The sequence below is a fragment of the Streptomyces chlorus genome, from assembly GCF_042655885.1.
Taxonomy (GTDB): Bacteria; Actinomycetota; Actinomycetes; order Streptomycetales; family Streptomycetaceae; genus Streptomyces; species Streptomyces chlorus.
Genome location: NZ_JBHSOA010000125.1, coordinates 1 through 13,620 on the forward strand (window position 1 = coordinate 1; position 13,620 = coordinate 13,620).

Below are 13,620 nucleotides of genomic sequence, written 5' to 3' on the forward strand. Positions count from 1 at the left end.
CGCAGGGCACTTCCTCGTTTCCCGAAGAGTCATCCACAGCCGTCACATCGGTGGATCAAGGCTTAGGAACAGCCGCTCGGAGCACCGAGCGTCGCCGTGGGTCGCGGAGTGTGGTCCCGCGGTCCCGGGGGATTGCGCAGCAGATTCGTGGGTTTTCTCAAACGCGCCGGCCGTCGTCCGCCTTTCTCCGGTGGACGGCCGGGGCCTTGCCGGGGCCGTTGTTCGTGTCGTGGGGCAGGCCGATGGCGAGGAGGGCGACGTCGTCGTTGAGGTGTCCTGCGGCGTGCCGGTGCAGGTCGGCGAGCAGGGCGTCCAGCACGTGGTTTGGGTCCGGGGGGAGGGGGCGGGACAGCCGTGGGATGGGGTCGTAGAAGATCCCGCGGTGGTCGCGGGCCTCGACGACGCCGTCGGTGAACAGCACCAACACCGCGCCCTCGGGCAGGACGTACCGGTCGACCGGGACGTCCGGGCCGCCGAGGTCGGCCAGGCCCAGCGGCAGCGAGGGCGTGCCCGGCTCCAGCGGGCGGACCCGGCCGCGGTGGAGCAGCAGCGGCGCCGGGTGTGCCCGGTTGGCCATGTGCAGGGTGGAGCCGTCGGCGGAGAGTTCGGCGATGACGGCGGTGGCGAACCTCTCGGCTTCCACCCCGTTCTCGGCGGCGTTGGCCTCCTGGATCCGCTCCTCCAGGCGGCGGACCACGCCGGGCAGGTCCGGGATGTGGAGGGTGGCCTCGTGGAAGGTGCCCAGCAGCGCGTTGACGGTCTGGACCGCGCCCAGGCCCTTGCCCAGGACGTCGGCGATCATCAGCCGGGTGCCGTAGGGGGTGGAATGGATCGCGTACAGGTCGCCCCCGATGGCGGCCTCCCGCGTGGCGGCCTCGTAGCGGGTGGCCACGGTCAGCGGCCCGATCCGGTGGGGCGGGGAGGGGAGCACGGCGCGCTGGACGGCCTCGGCGACCTCGCGGGCGTTCTTCAGCTGCCGCCGCTCGCGGGCCAGCAGCCGGTTGACGACCGCGGCCAGGAGGGTCAGGGTGACGAAGGTGGAGAACGGGAAGATGTTATCGATGCCGAACGGCGTCCTGTCTCTCACCAGCGGCAGGGCTACCGCGGCGAGGAGCGCCGCCGCGCCGGTGGTGATCGTCCCGGCCAGGGAGAGCCAGGGGGCGACCAGCACGGGAACAGCCGCCAGCAGGAGGAACACCCTCACATGTGGCGGGGTGAGGAGGTCGAGGAGGAACACGCCGAGGATCAGCGCGGCGGGCAGCCAACGAAACCACCGCATCTGAAGGGGCGGTGACGCGCGGGTGGGGCCCATTCTCCTGCGCTCCGGGGTGTTCCTGGACAGAATCCGGCCTTCAGTCTCCGCCGCATTCCCGGCCACGGCGACCGGGGCACCACGGCCGGGCGGAGCCCCCGGCGATCAGCCGGACTTCTGCGTGTCCCCTGATGGGCGTTGTCACGTTGGCTGACCGGCCCCGCGCCGACCTCGCCCAGCGCCTTCAGGACGCGGTCCGCGCCCGCTGGCAGCCCCGCATCCGCGCCCAAGCCCGAAAGTAGGCGGCCACCAGTACCGGCCTGTTCGGTGACACTCGGGCCCGGTTCGGCTTCACTGCCGCGCCCGGCACCACCGACGACGCCCGCATCCGCCACCTCGCCCTCGCTCTGGGGCCGCAGTTGGAGGCCCTGCGCCAGATCATGGTGCAGCAGTTCGTCGTCGATGCCCGCGGCCGGCTGCGGCCACGCCGAGAGAAGGACGGACAGTCACCGGCCGGACTGCAGGTCTGCAGCCCCTACGACCTCCAAGCACGCTTCGTGCTGCGCGGCAACACCCGCTGGACCGGCTACCTCGCACAGACGCCTACAACATAAAAGGTAACTTCGAGTTCCAGATCGTCGTGGGCGTGACTGCCGAGCTGCGCACCCGGTCACGGCGGGTCGCAGACGGCTGACCTGCCCGGCGTTATGGTCGCAGGGCGGGTGGTGGCCTCGACGGTGTCCCACCGGCATCGGGCCGGGTGCGGTGAGTCCGCCACCGGCTGGGGGCACCGATGGACCGCCCACAGGTCACGGTCGAGTTCGTCTTCGACCGGCTGGGCGCGGTGGAGCTCGCCGCCGCCTACCAGATCCTGGTCCCCGTGCGGGGACGCGCTATTCGCCCAGGCCAGCGAGGTGATGGCCATGATTCCTGCAGCGCTGTACGCCCGCGTGTCCTCGGCCCGGCAGAAACAGCACGAGACGATCGACAGCCAGGTCACCTGCCTGCGCGAGCACGCGCGCAAACAGGGGTGGGAGGTGCCCGAGGAGTGGGTGTTCACCGACGACGGATGGTCGGGCTCGACCCTGGTGCGGCCGGCGCTGGAGCGGCTGCGGGACCTGAGCGCCCAGCGGCTGGTTGACCGGGTGCTGTGCCTGGCCCCGGACCGGCTGGCCCGCACCTTTGCCCACCAGGTGCTCCTGGTCGAGGAGTTCACCCGGAACGGCGCCGAGGTGGTGTTCCTCCGCAACCCCGAGGCCGCCACTCCGGAGCAGGCCCTGCTGGTGCAGGTCCAGGGGGTGATCGCCGAGTACGAGCGGGCGCAGATCGCCGAGCGCACCCGCCGCGGCAAGCTGCACCGGGCCCGGGCCGGGCAGGCCAGCGTGCTGGGCCGGGCGCCCTATGGCTACCGGTACCTGTCCAAGGCGGAGCACGGAGCGGCCGCCTACGCGGTCGACCAGGCCGAGGCCGGCGTGGTGGCGCGGATCTTCCACCGGTATGCGGCCGGGGGGATCTCCATGCGGGCCCTGGCCCGAGAGCTGACGCGCGATCGCATCCCCTCGCCGCAGGGCAGGCCCGAATGGGACGCGGGCACGCTGGGCCGCATGCTGCGCAACCCCGCCTACATGGGCCGGGCCTGCTTCGGCAAGACGCAGACCGCCCCCGCTCCGCCGCGCCCCAACCGCACCTCGCGGCTGGCCGGACGCGCCGTGCCGGCCCAGGCCGGGGTGACCGCCCGGCCACGGCAGGAGTGGATCGAGATCCCGGTCCCCGCGCTGGTCAGCGAGGAGGTCTTCGCCCTGGTGGAGCGGCGGCTGGCGGAGAACGCGAAGTTCTCCCCACGCAACACCAAGGAGCCCGCACTGCTGCAGGGGCTGCTGGTGTGCGACATCTGCGGATACTCCTATACCCGGACCTCGCAGGGGCCCGGCCCGAAGAAGTACCACTACTACCGCTGCCCGGGCACCAACGGATGGGAACTGCCCCAAGGCCGACGCGTCTGCTCCAGCCGCCCGCTGCGCGCCGACGATCTCGACCAGCTGGTGTGGGAGCACATGGTCGTCCTGCTCGCCGACCCCGCGCTGGTGCGCGCGGAGCTGGAGCACCGGCTCGCGCAGATGCGTGACGCCGACCCGGTCCGGGCACGCCAGGAGCGGCTGCACCGGCAGATCGCCACCGTCGACGCGGCCATCAACCGCCTGATCGGTGCCTACCAGGAGGACCTGATCACGCGGGACGAGCTCCGCGAAAGGGTCCCCGCACTGAGGGCCCAGCGCCAGAACCTGCACGGCCGGCTGGAAGCCCTGGCCGCCCAGCTCGTCGACCAGCAGACCTACCTCAAACTCGCCGACAACCTGGAGAGCTTCCTGGCACGACTGCGCGAGAGCGCCCGGACCACCTCCGTGATCGAACGCCAGCGCGTCCTGCGCGCGGTGGTCAAGGAAGTCCGGATCGGCGCCGGCAGGATCACGATCCGGCACTCGATCCCGTCCACCAGCCCGGACCCCACCCCGGGTTACCTATTGCGACGCGGTCGTGCATCTCACCGAGACCTGCGACGACCACAGCGTGAACGTGATCACCGATGTGGCCACCCTGGTCTCCAGTGGCGACAGCCGGGCCCTGCCCGGCATCCACACCCGGCTCAAGCGGCGCCGACGGCGTTGTCACGTTGTTGGGTGTGTGAGTGTCTGATGGCGCGTCGGGGCGTGGTGGGGGCCGGGTTTCGGGCCGGTGCTCAGGCCTCGGCGGGCTGGCCGGCGGCGCCGGTGATCTGGTCCCGGATGGTGAAGCGGATGGTCATCTCGGCGCGGTAGTGGGTGGCGGTCAGCAGGTGGCGGCGGGGCCGGAAGTGCGGTGAGATGCCGCTGAACGCGGCCAGGAACCGCTGCGCCCCGCCGACGCTACGGAAGCCTTTCATGGCACGTTCGCGCTGTCTCGTCGGCTGGTGGGAGTTCTCGGCCCGGTTGTTCAGGCCCTGGTGACAGCGGTGCTCCACGGAGGGCATCACCTCGCGGTGGGCCGCGCCGTAGGAGCGCAGCTTGTCGGTGACCAGCACCCTCGGCACCGCGCGGGTCTTCTTCAGCAGCCTGCGGAAGAAGCGCCGGGCCGCGGCCTTGTCCCGGCGGGACTGTACGAGGATGTCCAGGACGGTGCCGTCGGCGTCGACGGCCCGCCACAGGTACTTCTGCTCGCCGTTGATCTTGATGAAAACCTCGTCCAGGTGCCATGTGTCGCCGGGCCGGGGCCGCCGGCGGCGCAGCGCGTCGGCGTAGGCCTGACCGAACTTCAGGCACCACCGCCGGACGGTTTCGTGGGAGACGAGCACGCCGCGCTCGAGCATCAGTTCCTCGACCTCGCGGAACGACAGCGGAAACCGGTGGTACCGCCACACGCAGTGGGAGATGATCTCGACGGGGTACCGGTGCCCCCGGTACGACGGCGGCGCGGACGACACGAGCAGTCCCCTCCCCGATACGACCTCCACGGAGATCATCCCACGCCGGTCAGCCAACGTGACAACGCCCCGAGCGGGCCACCCACGACTACGTCCGGCCGGCACCTGTAGGGCTCGGCAAGTCATCGCTGCACGTCAGGCAGCGTATCGGTACGCGTTGATGACGCCGCCGAGGACTCGGGTACGTAGGAGTCTTCGGTCGTCGAGGTCGAGGTCGAGGTCGAGGTCGAGGTCGAGGTCGAGGTCGTGGACGGTGGCGGGCCGGCGGTCGGCGTCGGGTGGGAGCTGTTGGCGTGCCCGGTGCGGCCGATGCCTGTTGTAGTGGTCCTGATAGCTGGTCAGCACCTGCCGGGCGTGGGCCTCGCCGATGATCAGGACGTGGTCGAGGGCCTCGCGCCGGATACTTCCGATCACCCGCTCGCAGTGTGCGTTCATCCGGGGAGCCCGCGGCGCACTCAAGATCACATCCAGGCCCTCGGCCTCGAAGACCGCGTCGAACGCCGCACCGTATGTGTCGTCGCGGTCCCGCAGCAGGAACCGCGGCGAGTCCATGCGCATGCCCAGGTCGGCGGCCAAGTTCCGGGCCTGCTGGACGGCCCATTCCCGGGTCGGGTGGGCGGTGACGCCGGTGATGTGCGGCCGCCGGGTGCCATGCTCGAGGAACGCCGGCGCATACAACCGCCCACCGAGCGCGGTGTCCACGTGCAGGAAGTCGACCGCGACGATGCCCCGGCCCGGGCCGTCGGAAACTCCCGCCAGGTCGGGCCGGAGCGGCGCGGGGCCGGGTTGAGCCCGGCCGCATGCAGGATCTGCCACACCGCGGAGGCGGCGATCGGGTGCCCGAGCCGGGCCGGTTCGCCCTGGACTCTCCTGTGCCCCCACCGTGGATTCTCCCTGGCCAGGCGGAGGGTGAGCTCCTTGAGCGCGGCTTTGGTGGGTGGGCGGCCGGTTCGGCCGCGTCGGGCGGTGTAGTCCCACTTCGCCACGATCAGTCGGCGGTGCCAGGCCGGCGGGGCCCCCGGGGTGATCGGGAAGACCGCTCGCCGGCGGCGGCGGGGATGAGTGTGGACAGCGCCGTGAGCCAGAACCGGTCCGCGGGCTCGTAGCGCACCGGCCCCTTGAGCTGCCGACGCAGCACCGCGTTCTCGTGCCGCAGCACGAGCAGCTCCGCGTCCTTGGCCGTGTCGCGGCGCAGGAGCACCGTCGGGACGGACAGCGGCTTCCGGGTCCTCTTGTACAGCAACGGCACGATCACTCGTGCATGATCCCAACCGCCCCTGAAGGCGCCCGAGATGCGTCCTCACTTGCAGCGATGAATAAACGAGCCCCACAGAGTGCCTGGGGGCATCGGAGCGCACGGTCTGGCGGTGGCTGGCCGAGGCATCCCAGAACCCGGCGGCGGCCGCGCACCCCGGAGCCCGCCGCACGATGCGCCTCCTGCAACTGCGCGCCGTCACCGGTATCCACCTGACCCTGGTCTGCCACCGCCCCCACCTTCCCGCCGCCCTGCACCAGGCCCTGCGGACAGCCGACTACGCCATCACCGCCGACTTCCGGGCAGCCCGCCGCCACTACTGCTCGATAAAGCCACCCAAGGTGGCCGACGCGGTGGCCGTGCCGGTCGCGGCGTACCAGATCAGCGGTGATTACGTGATGATCGAGGCCGCCGCGGAGAAGGGCTGGATCGACCGGGACGCGGCGATCCTGGAGAGCCTGACGGGCATCTGGCGCGGGTGCGCGGATGATCCTGACGTACTGGGCGACGGAGGTCGCACAGCGGCTCGGCCGCTGAGGCCCGTCAGGGGCCGTGGCCCGCTTCAGGACACTAGGCCCTGACGGTAGGCGTAGACGACTGCCTGGACGCGGTCGCGGAGGTCGAGCTTCGTGAGGATGCGGGAGACGAAGGTCTTGACCGTCTCCCGGCTGATCACGAGGGCCGCGGCGATCTCGTTGTTGGAGAGGCCGTCCGCGATGAGGCGCAGGACCTCCAGTTCGCGGGGAGTCAGCGGGACGTCGGGCCCGTTGTCCTCGGTGGGGCGGATCCGGACGGCGTACCGGCCGACGAGCTGGCGTGTCACCTCGGGGTCCAGCAGTGCGGCGCCCGCCGCCACGGTCCGGATTCCGTGCAGCAGTTGGGCCGGTGGCGCGTCCTTGAGGAGGAAGCCGCTCGCGCCGGCGCGGAGCGCCTCGTAGACGTATTCGTCGATGTTGAACGTCGTCACCACGAGCACCTTGACGGGGTGCGGTACGCCGGCGCCGGCCAGGAGGCGGGTGGCCGATATGCCGTCGAGCACCGGCATGCGGATGTCCATCACCACGACGTTCGGGCGGAGTTGTCCGACGAGGTCGACGGCGGTCCGCCCGTCCCCGCACTCGGCCGCGACCTCGAGATCGGGCTGGGCGTCGATGATTGTCGCCAGTCCGGTGCGGACCAGTACCTGGTCGTCGCAGATCAGGACGCGGATGGGCGCGGTCACGACGGGCTCCCGGCGGGTATGTGGGCGCGGACGACGAAGCCGCCGTCCTTCTGTTCCTCCGCGCTGAAGTCGCCGCCGAGGACGTCGACTCGTTCACGGAGACCGGCCAGGCCGCGCCCGCTCCCGGAGAGTCCGGGGGTCTCCGAGCCGGAGCCGTCCGTGCCGACCTCCACGGTGATCTCTCCTGAGCCGTGGCGAACCCGGACGGAAGTGCGCCTGCCGTGGGCGTACTTGAGGGCGTTCGTCAGGGACTCCTGCACCACCCGGTAGGCCACGAGGTCGGCGCTGCCGGTCGACTCGGCCGGTGTGCCCTCTTCGGTGAACTCCACGGGCTGACCGGCCCGCCGTGTCTGTTCGACGAGGGTGAGGAGCCGGCCGACGGGTGGGGTCCTGGGCTCGGTGCTGTGGTCGGGGTTGAGCAGGTCGAGCAGGTGCCGCAGATCCGTGATGGCCCGGCGGCCGGTGTCGGTGACGGCTGTCAGGCTCTGGTCGAGGCGATCGGGGACGGCGGTCAGATAGCGGGCCGCCTCGGCCTGCACGACCATCGCCGTCACGTGGTGGGTCACCACGTCGTGGAGTTCGCGGGCGATGCGGGCGCGTTCGGCGGTGCGAGTGTCCTCGGCGACGCGGCGGCGGCGCTCGGCCTCCAGGGTCCGGGTGTGACGAACCCATGCCCCGACGCCCCAGGCGAGTGCCACGGCCAGGTAGAATGTCACGAACTCGCCGGGCGGTTCGCCGGGGCCGAGCCGGTGGAGCGCGACCGCCAGCGGGACGTATGCCACGGAGGCGGCGATCGCGGTTGCCCGCCTGTGGTGTTCCAGGTGGGAGGCCACGCTCAACAGCGTGATGGGCAGCGCGATGCCGGCGAGTGAGTGGTAGCCGCGGAGCTGGTCGAGGGCGAAGCCGATCGACACCACGGCGAAGCAGAGGACGGGCCACCGCCGGCGTCCGGCGAGCGGGAGGCACTGGAGGGCGATCGCCGCGAGGGTCAGGGCGTCGAAGGGGCGGGTCGGCAGGCCGCCGAGCTCCGTGCCGTTGTCGTGGTAGACCAGCGAGGCGACGAACAGGACCGCTGCGAGCGGGACGTACCAGACTGCGGCGCCTGACCGGCGCCACAGTTCCTGGATCCGCGGAAGTCCGGTCACCGGGGCAGTGTAGTGGGGATGGCGGCGATCCGGTCGGCGCGCCGACGGGGCACCAGGGTGCCGCGCTTGCGGGCCAGCCACATGAACCCGATCGTCACCAGTACGCCGAACAGCACCGCGTACACGCTGCCTTCCGGTCCGAAGTCGCCGCCGGTGACCCACGTCGGGCCCGACGTCATGGTGTCCAGCAGTCCCTGCGGGGTGTCGTTGCCGGAGACCTCGGCGCTGAAGATGCCGGCCTGGACGAAGTTCCAGGCGAAGTGGAGGCCGATCGGCACCCACAGGGTGCGGGTCGCGGCGTAGGCGGCGGCGAGCATGCCGCCGGCCTCGATCGCGATGGCGAGGGCGCCCCACAGGTCGGCGTGGGGGTTCAGCAGGTGCGAGAGGCCGAACAGCAGCCCGGTCAGCGTCAGTGCGATCCAGGTGCCGGTGTACTCCTCGATGATCCTGAACAGCACCCCCCGGAAGATCAGTTCCTCCGTCACGGCGGCGGCCGCCATGAAGCCGACCAGTCCCACGGTGCCGGACACCGAGCCCAGGCCGTTGATCTCGTAGTGCGCGTTGACGTAGATGTTGGTGAGCACGGCGCCGAACATCGCGACGCCGATCAGCATCCCCCGGCCGATCGCGGCCCCGGCACCCTTACGGGCCACTTCAATGGCCGGGCGGTGCTCGGTCCTGCTGACCACCCGTCCGTAGACGAGTACGGCGAGCACGGAGACCAGGAGTCCCAGGACGAGCTGGAGCCAGGGGTTGTTCTCCACGGTGGCGACGACCTGACCGCCGATCATGGCGACCACCACGACGGCCGACAGCTGCCAGACGAACCTCATGAACGCTCCTTCTCCGGGTTCGCGGCCGGGGTGCCGCGACGCCTCGAACGCTACGGATCCGGCGTCCGCGAATCGTCACCTCACGGTGGACACCTGCGCGTAGCTCGCGTGGGGGACAGGCGCTCCGACCGGCCGTTCGATTCGGGTGTCGGTGCACCTGGCTGTCGGGAAGACCGCCCGCATGTTCGCGCGTTCTCGCACAGGAGGCACCGTCCGACGCCCCCCGAACCGGTCACCGGCCTGGGAGTGCCTCGACGGGTATGACGTCCCGGGCGCGCTGACGTCCGGCGGGGGCCCGGCGCTCGGGACCCGGGCTCCGAGTGGAACCTCTCCGGACCGGGAAGGAGGAGTGGGCGCCGCCTTTGCCACTCCCCTCGGGGGCACTTGGCATTTGCAGAGGTCCGGCGGGCCCTCCCGGGGTGGAAGGTCACCGACGAGTACGCGCAGCACGGCAACCCCTGGTTGGCCTGGGCCCGCCACAGTGCCCACCGGCTCGACACCGACGCCTGGCCCTCCACCGGCATCGGCTCCCCCTGCGCCGCCTGCTCCCGCCGCCCGCCTGGAAAACCTCTATGGCCCCACCGAGCTGACCGTGACGTGCACGGGCTACCAGCTTCCCGCCAACCCGGCCGACTGGCCGAGCACCGGAAACGGCACCTTGCCCATCGGCACGCTCCACCCCGGTGCCGAGACGCTGGTGGTCGACGAGCGGATGCGTCCCGCCGACGAGGGCGAGCTGCTTATGCGCGGGCCACAGCGATTCCCCGGATACCTGGACCCTGCGGACGACGCGGGCCGCTTCTTCGGGGGAGTCCTCGCGACAGGCCTCGAGCCGTACGCTGACGGCCCATTACTGACTTCGGCTTAGCTTGGCGTTTATGCTGCCTGCCGCTTTGAGGCGGACTTCGCAGTGTCCGTTTTGCTTTGTTTTCCGACGGGGTGCTCGCGGGCTCGGCACCTGTTCTTCGAGCCCGCCGGCCGACCGAGGCCTGCTGTGCCGGATTTCGGCGCGCCGGCCGGCTGAGGCATCTTCCCGTGGAGGCGGCGAAATCCTCGGCGGACGCGGACAGGGGCGAGACGGCCGGGCCGGGCGGATCGTTCCCAGGGCCGGCGGAGGTCCTCGGCCAGGGGCCGGGCGAGGCGGAGCTGGGTGTGGGCGGAGATGATCAGCCAGGTCCATCGGTCCGCCGCCTCGGGGGTGCGGAGCTTCGGGCGGGTCCAGCCGAGCGTCTGCTTGATCATCCTGAAGGTGTGTTCAAGATCGAACCTTCGCAGGAACGACCGCCAGAGCCGGTCCACATCCGCGGCCGTGGCATCGACGCCCGACCACCACAGCCACACCGGTTTGGGGTCGCGGTCCCCGGGCAAGCGATCGACCCGCAGGCGGACCACCGTGCCCGAGATGACCGGGAGTTCACCCTCGGGGTAGTCGGCCCATGCCGAGCGTCGGCTCAGCAGCGGATGCAGCCGGTCCCAGGCGGTGGCGACGGCCTGACCGTAGCGGCTGGTCGCGCTCGTGGCGATACGGGCCGGTGCGGGCCGGTGCGGGCCAGGTGGCCTCGTCCTCGAACTTGAACTCCGCCCCGCGCTTGGGCTTGCGCCCGACCTTGCCCGGCGGTTGCGGCGGGGGCGGGAAGTGCAGGACGCGGTCCGAGCGCATCCGCCCCAGCAGCTCCACCGGCAGGTCGGCCAGCAGGAAGGCGAGGCGGGTGACGTCGTAGCCGGCGTCGAAGACGATGAGGACCGGCAGGTCGCCGTCCTGGACGTGCCCGGCTGCGCGCAGGCGCTCAATCACCTCGCGCAGCTGCGCGGCGGTCACGGCGGTCTCGTCGTCGCCCGGCCCGAGCCGGACCGCGTCCAGCAGCGCGGTCCAAGAGGTGCGGCCCGGCTCCAGGGCGGCGACGATCGAGTACGGCCAACCCGGGATCATCTGCGCCGAGCCCCTGCCCCGGCCGTAGGTGTGGCAGAACAGCCGCTCCGCGCTGGTGGCCGCATCCGGCCGCAGCCAGTTGCTGACATCGCAGGCCGGCACGATCCGCCCGTCGGTCGCACGCGGCAGCGGCGGGCCGCTCAGCGCCCGGCGCAGCCGCGCCACCTCCAGCCGCCCATGGTTCAAGGCTCCATACAGTGCGCCGTGCCCGCGCCGGTGTTCGGGCGCCAGCGACAGCTCGACCAGCGTCTTGACCGGTCCGTCCGTGCACAGCAGCGCGTCGGTCAGCTCGAACAGCGCATCGGCGCGGGCGGGCAGACAAGCGTAGAAGTCGGTCCGGAACCGGGACAAGGCGGTCAGGGACTCGACGTGGGCGGCATCGTCCAGCAGACTCACCCTCACGGCCTTTGTTGTGATCAACGTCGACTTCAGCGAGAAGACATGATCACGCAAAGGCCGCCCTGCTGTCTGTAGAACGACGAGGCCCGTGGTCAGCTCAACGAGCTGACCACGGGCGGAGCTTAAACGCCAAGCTCAGGCACGTGGGTCAGTTCCTGGTCACCAGTTCGTGTGACTGTGAGATATCTGCTGGTTGTAAGACACGTGCTGACGGACAGTCATGGGTGGCATGAGGTTTCGTGCTGCATGCGCCGAGTCCCCTGTGGACGGCCGTTCGTTGTGGGTCGTGGTTGATGAGTCGTACCGGCTCCACCACGAGGCGTGTACGTTCCTGGCGGCTCTGCGGGACATGGGCCGGTCGTTCAACACCGAGAAGGCGTACGGGATCCGGACCGCGCTGCTGCTGACCTGGTGCTCCGGGCGGGGCCTGGACTGGAAGCAGATCACCCTGCTGGATCTGGCCCGGTTTCTGCGGTGGCTGGTGGATGAGCCGCTGCCGCCGCGAATTCCGCGGGTGACGTCGCCGCCGCGGTTCCGGATGGAGAAGTCGGCGAACGCTTTGATGACCGGGGTCTTCGAGTTCCTGCGGTTCTGCTCGCGCAACGAGTGGGTGGACCCGGAGCTGGTGGCCCGGCTGACGGAGACGAAGTACCTGAACTGGCTGCCGCCGGGCAAGGAAGCGGGCGAGGACGGCCAGTTCCGCACGATGAGGGCGAAGATCCTCAAGCTGCCGGAGCCGGCCGAAGAGGCCGTGGAGTATCTGACCCCGGAGGAGGCTGACGAGCTGTTCCAGGTCGCCACGCATGCCCGGGACCGACTCCTGGTCGCCCTGCTCGGCTGCACCGGAGAGCGGATCAGCGAGGCCCTGGGACTGCGGCGCCAGGACATGCACCTCCTCACCGACTCCCGGATGCTCGGCTGCCGGGTCGAGGGCCCGCACATCCACATCCGGCGGCGGGCGAACAACGCCAACGGAGCCCTGGCCAAGTCCCGCTTCGCCCGGGTCATCCCGGTGACCGAGGACCTGGCGGGCCTCTATGCGGACTACCAATTCGAGCGGGACGAGGTTCCTGAGGCGGCCGACTGCGACATGGTCTTCGTCAACCTCTTCCACGCCCCGCTGGGCCAGCCGATGCGCTACGGCACCGCCAAGGAGCTCTTCGACCGGCTGGCGAAGAAGGCCCAGCTCACCGCCCGTCCGCACATGCTGCGGCACGGGGCGGCCACGGCCTGGGTCCGCCCCGGCGTCGACGAGGACGTTGTCCAGGACCTGATGGGGCACATCTCCCGGTCCTCGCTGACGCCCTACCTGCACACCAGCGAGGCGGACAAGCGGGCGGCGGTCGAGTTGGTGGCGGCGGGGAGGCGGATGCCGCGCTCGGGAGGCACCCATAGCCCCGCGATGTCGGCGCCACAGCGCCGGCCGGCGCACTGCTGCGGTCAGCAGATACGCCGCGTCATGGATGGACGACGGGCTGCCAGGCCGAGGCGGAGCGGCCGCCACACCCATAGCGTCTTCCCGCGCCCAGCAGAGTGATTTCGGGTATGCCGGTCGGGCGCGGGCCGACGTGCCGCCCGAAGCGCTGTGCGCCTTGTCGCTACCTTCCAGTGACGCCGAGGCAGGCACTCCGGCTTGTCCATGCAACAACGAGGAGTTGACCATTCATGGCCGTGTGCGAGGTTTGCCAAAACGACTACGAGAGCTCGTTCGAAGTGCACGCCGCAGGAGCAGTCCACACCTTCGACAGCATCGAGTGCGCCGCCCAGAAGATGGCACCGGTCTGCGACAACTGCCAGTGCCGCATCCTCGGCCACGGCCTGCAAGCGGACGGGCAGTACTTCTGCTGTGCGCACTGCGCCCGCCAGAAGGGCTTCGCGCAACTCGTGGATCACGCCTGACGGACGACGGATCCCGCGGTGGCCGTCGACAGGGAGGCGTTGGTGACCTCACTCGTCACCCGTAGGGTCAGCCCGCCGTCCGCCGTCCGGCGCACCCGCACCGGTAAGGGCGACGCCACGAACACTTGCTGGTGCGCGAGCAGCCGGGTGAGATGCGGTGTGAGAGTGCGGTAAGTGATGTTTCCTGCCGTTTCACACCGATGTGATGACATGCCATAACGGGGTGAT

Annotated in this window: 11 protein-coding genes and 4 pseudogenes; 7 read left to right on the top strand and 8 right to left on the bottom strand. The window is 70.7% G+C overall.

What is annotated here, in order from left to right; genetic code table 11:
- Positions 1–157: 157 nt before the first annotated feature.
- Positions 158–1,279: a PP2C family protein-serine/threonine phosphatase gene (locus ACFPZI_RS33675; RefSeq protein WP_381370972.1), complete on the bottom strand. Its 1,122-nt coding sequence runs from the start codon at positions 1,277–1,279 to the stop codon at positions 158–160.
- A gap of 188 nt (positions 1,280–1,467) precedes the next feature.
- Here ACFPZI_RS33675 and tpg point away from each other — a divergent pair.
- The 3 genes and pseudogenes from tpg to ACFPZI_RS33690 form a co-directional block, all read left to right on the top strand.
- Positions 1,468–1,680: pseudogene (tpg, locus tag ACFPZI_RS33680) on the top strand (telomere-protecting terminal protein Tpg); the annotation flags it as partial.
- Complete coding sequence (locus tag ACFPZI_RS33685) at positions 1,672–1,866, top strand: hypothetical protein (RefSeq protein WP_381370981.1); 195 nt, start codon at positions 1,672–1,674, stop codon at positions 1,864–1,866. The pseudogene tpg and the gene ACFPZI_RS33685, both read left to right, overlap by 9 nt.
- A 309-nt stretch (positions 1,867–2,175) precedes the next feature.
- Positions 2,176–4,068 carry a recombinase family protein gene (locus ACFPZI_RS33690; RefSeq protein WP_381370973.1) on the top strand — a complete coding sequence of 631 codons (1,893 nt, stop codon included), beginning with the start codon at positions 2,176–2,178 and terminating at the stop codon, positions 4,066–4,068.
- On the opposite strand, the gene ACFPZI_RS33695 is transcribed toward ACFPZI_RS33690, so the two are convergent.
- Together ACFPZI_RS33695 and ACFPZI_RS33700 are read right to left on the bottom strand one after the other, a co-directional pair.
- Positions 3,990–4,748 carry an IS6 family transposase gene (locus tag ACFPZI_RS33695; RefSeq protein ID WP_381370974.1) on the bottom strand — a complete coding sequence of 253 codons (759 nt, stop codon included), beginning with the start codon at positions 4,746–4,748 and terminating at the stop codon, positions 3,990–3,992. The genes ACFPZI_RS33690 and ACFPZI_RS33695 overlap by 79 nt on opposite strands.
- Before the next feature lie 96 nt (positions 4,749–4,844).
- Positions 4,845–5,964, bottom strand: a pseudogene (locus ACFPZI_RS33700) (integrase core domain-containing protein).
- 338 nt (positions 5,965–6,302) lie between these two features.
- Between ACFPZI_RS33700 and ACFPZI_RS33705 the strand changes: the two are divergent.
- Positions 6,303–6,501: pseudogene (locus tag ACFPZI_RS33705) on the top strand (porphobilinogen synthase); the annotation flags it as partial.
- 25 nt (positions 6,502–6,526) lie between these two features.
- Here the strand turns inward: ACFPZI_RS33705 and ACFPZI_RS33710 are convergent.
- From ACFPZI_RS33710 to ACFPZI_RS33720, 3 genes are read right to left on the bottom strand one after another with little or no spacing between them, the layout of a single operon-like run.
- A complete protein-coding gene (locus ACFPZI_RS33710) occupies positions 6,527–7,186 on the bottom strand; it encodes a response regulator (RefSeq protein WP_381370975.1) in 660 nt (219 codons plus the stop codon).
- The gene (locus ACFPZI_RS33715) at positions 7,183–8,331 is read right to left on the bottom strand and encodes a sensor histidine kinase (protein ID WP_381370976.1); all 1,149 of its coding nucleotides are present in this window, start codon (positions 8,329–8,331) and stop codon (positions 7,183–7,185) included. Before ACFPZI_RS33715 ends, ACFPZI_RS33710 begins: the two co-directional genes overlap by 4 nt.
- Positions 8,328–9,164, bottom strand: a complete 837-nt coding sequence (locus ACFPZI_RS33720; RefSeq protein ID WP_381370977.1) for a CPBP family intramembrane glutamic endopeptidase — start codon at positions 9,162–9,164, stop codon at positions 8,328–8,330. Before ACFPZI_RS33720 ends, ACFPZI_RS33715 begins: the two co-directional genes overlap by 4 nt.
- A 181-nt stretch (positions 9,165–9,345) precedes the next feature.
- Between ACFPZI_RS33720 and ACFPZI_RS33725 the strand changes: the two genes are divergently transcribed.
- Positions 9,346–10,032: an AMP-binding protein gene (locus ACFPZI_RS33725; protein ID WP_381370980.1), complete on the top strand. Its 687-nt coding sequence runs from the start codon at positions 9,346–9,348 to the stop codon at positions 10,030–10,032.
- Positions 10,033–10,040: 8 nt separating this feature from the next.
- On the opposite strand, the pseudogene ACFPZI_RS33730 reads toward ACFPZI_RS33725, so the two are convergent.
- Positions 10,041–11,490: pseudogene (locus tag ACFPZI_RS33730) on the bottom strand (NF041680 family putative transposase).
- A 289-nt stretch (positions 11,491–11,779) separates the two neighbouring features.
- Between ACFPZI_RS33730 and ACFPZI_RS33735 the strand changes: the two are divergent.
- Entirely contained in the window at positions 11,780–13,030 is a 1,251-nt protein-coding gene (locus tag ACFPZI_RS33735) for a tyrosine-type recombinase/integrase (protein ID WP_381370978.1), read from the top strand.
- Positions 13,031–13,158: 128 nt separating this feature from the next.
- Entirely contained in the window at positions 13,159–13,392 is a 234-nt protein-coding gene (locus ACFPZI_RS33740) for a hypothetical protein (protein WP_109382240.1), read from the top strand.
- Here ACFPZI_RS33740 and ACFPZI_RS33745 read toward each other — a convergent pair.
- Positions 13,383–13,620, bottom strand: a 238-nt coding sequence (locus tag ACFPZI_RS33745) for a hypothetical protein (RefSeq protein WP_381370979.1), incomplete at its 5' end; no start/stop codon positions are given. The two genes, ACFPZI_RS33740 and ACFPZI_RS33745, sit on opposite strands and share 10 nt — an antisense overlap.

Bases quoted from the DNA above. Each gene is read 5' to 3' on its own strand.
- ACFPZI_RS33675 (WP_381370972.1), bottom strand. From the start codon at position 1,279: ATGCGGTGGTTTCGTTGGCTGCCCGCCGCGCTGATCCTCGGCGTGTTC.
- ACFPZI_RS33725 (WP_381370980.1), top strand. From the start codon at position 9,346: ATGTTCGCGCGTTCTCGCACAGGAGGCACCGTCCGACGCCCCCCGAAC.
- ACFPZI_RS33740 (WP_109382240.1), top strand. From the start codon at position 13,159: ATGGCCGTGTGCGAGGTTTGCCAAAACGACTACGAGAGCTCGTTCGAA.
- ACFPZI_RS33690 (WP_381370973.1), top strand. From the start codon at position 2,176: ATGATTCCTGCAGCGCTGTACGCCCGCGTGTCCTCGGCCCGGCAGAAA.
- ACFPZI_RS33695 (WP_381370974.1), bottom strand. From the start codon at position 4,748: ATGATCTCCGTGGAGGTCGTATCGGGGAGGGGACTGCTCGTGTCGTCC.
- ACFPZI_RS33720 (WP_381370977.1), bottom strand. From the start codon at position 9,164: ATGAGGTTCGTCTGGCAGCTGTCGGCCGTCGTGGTGGTCGCCATGATC.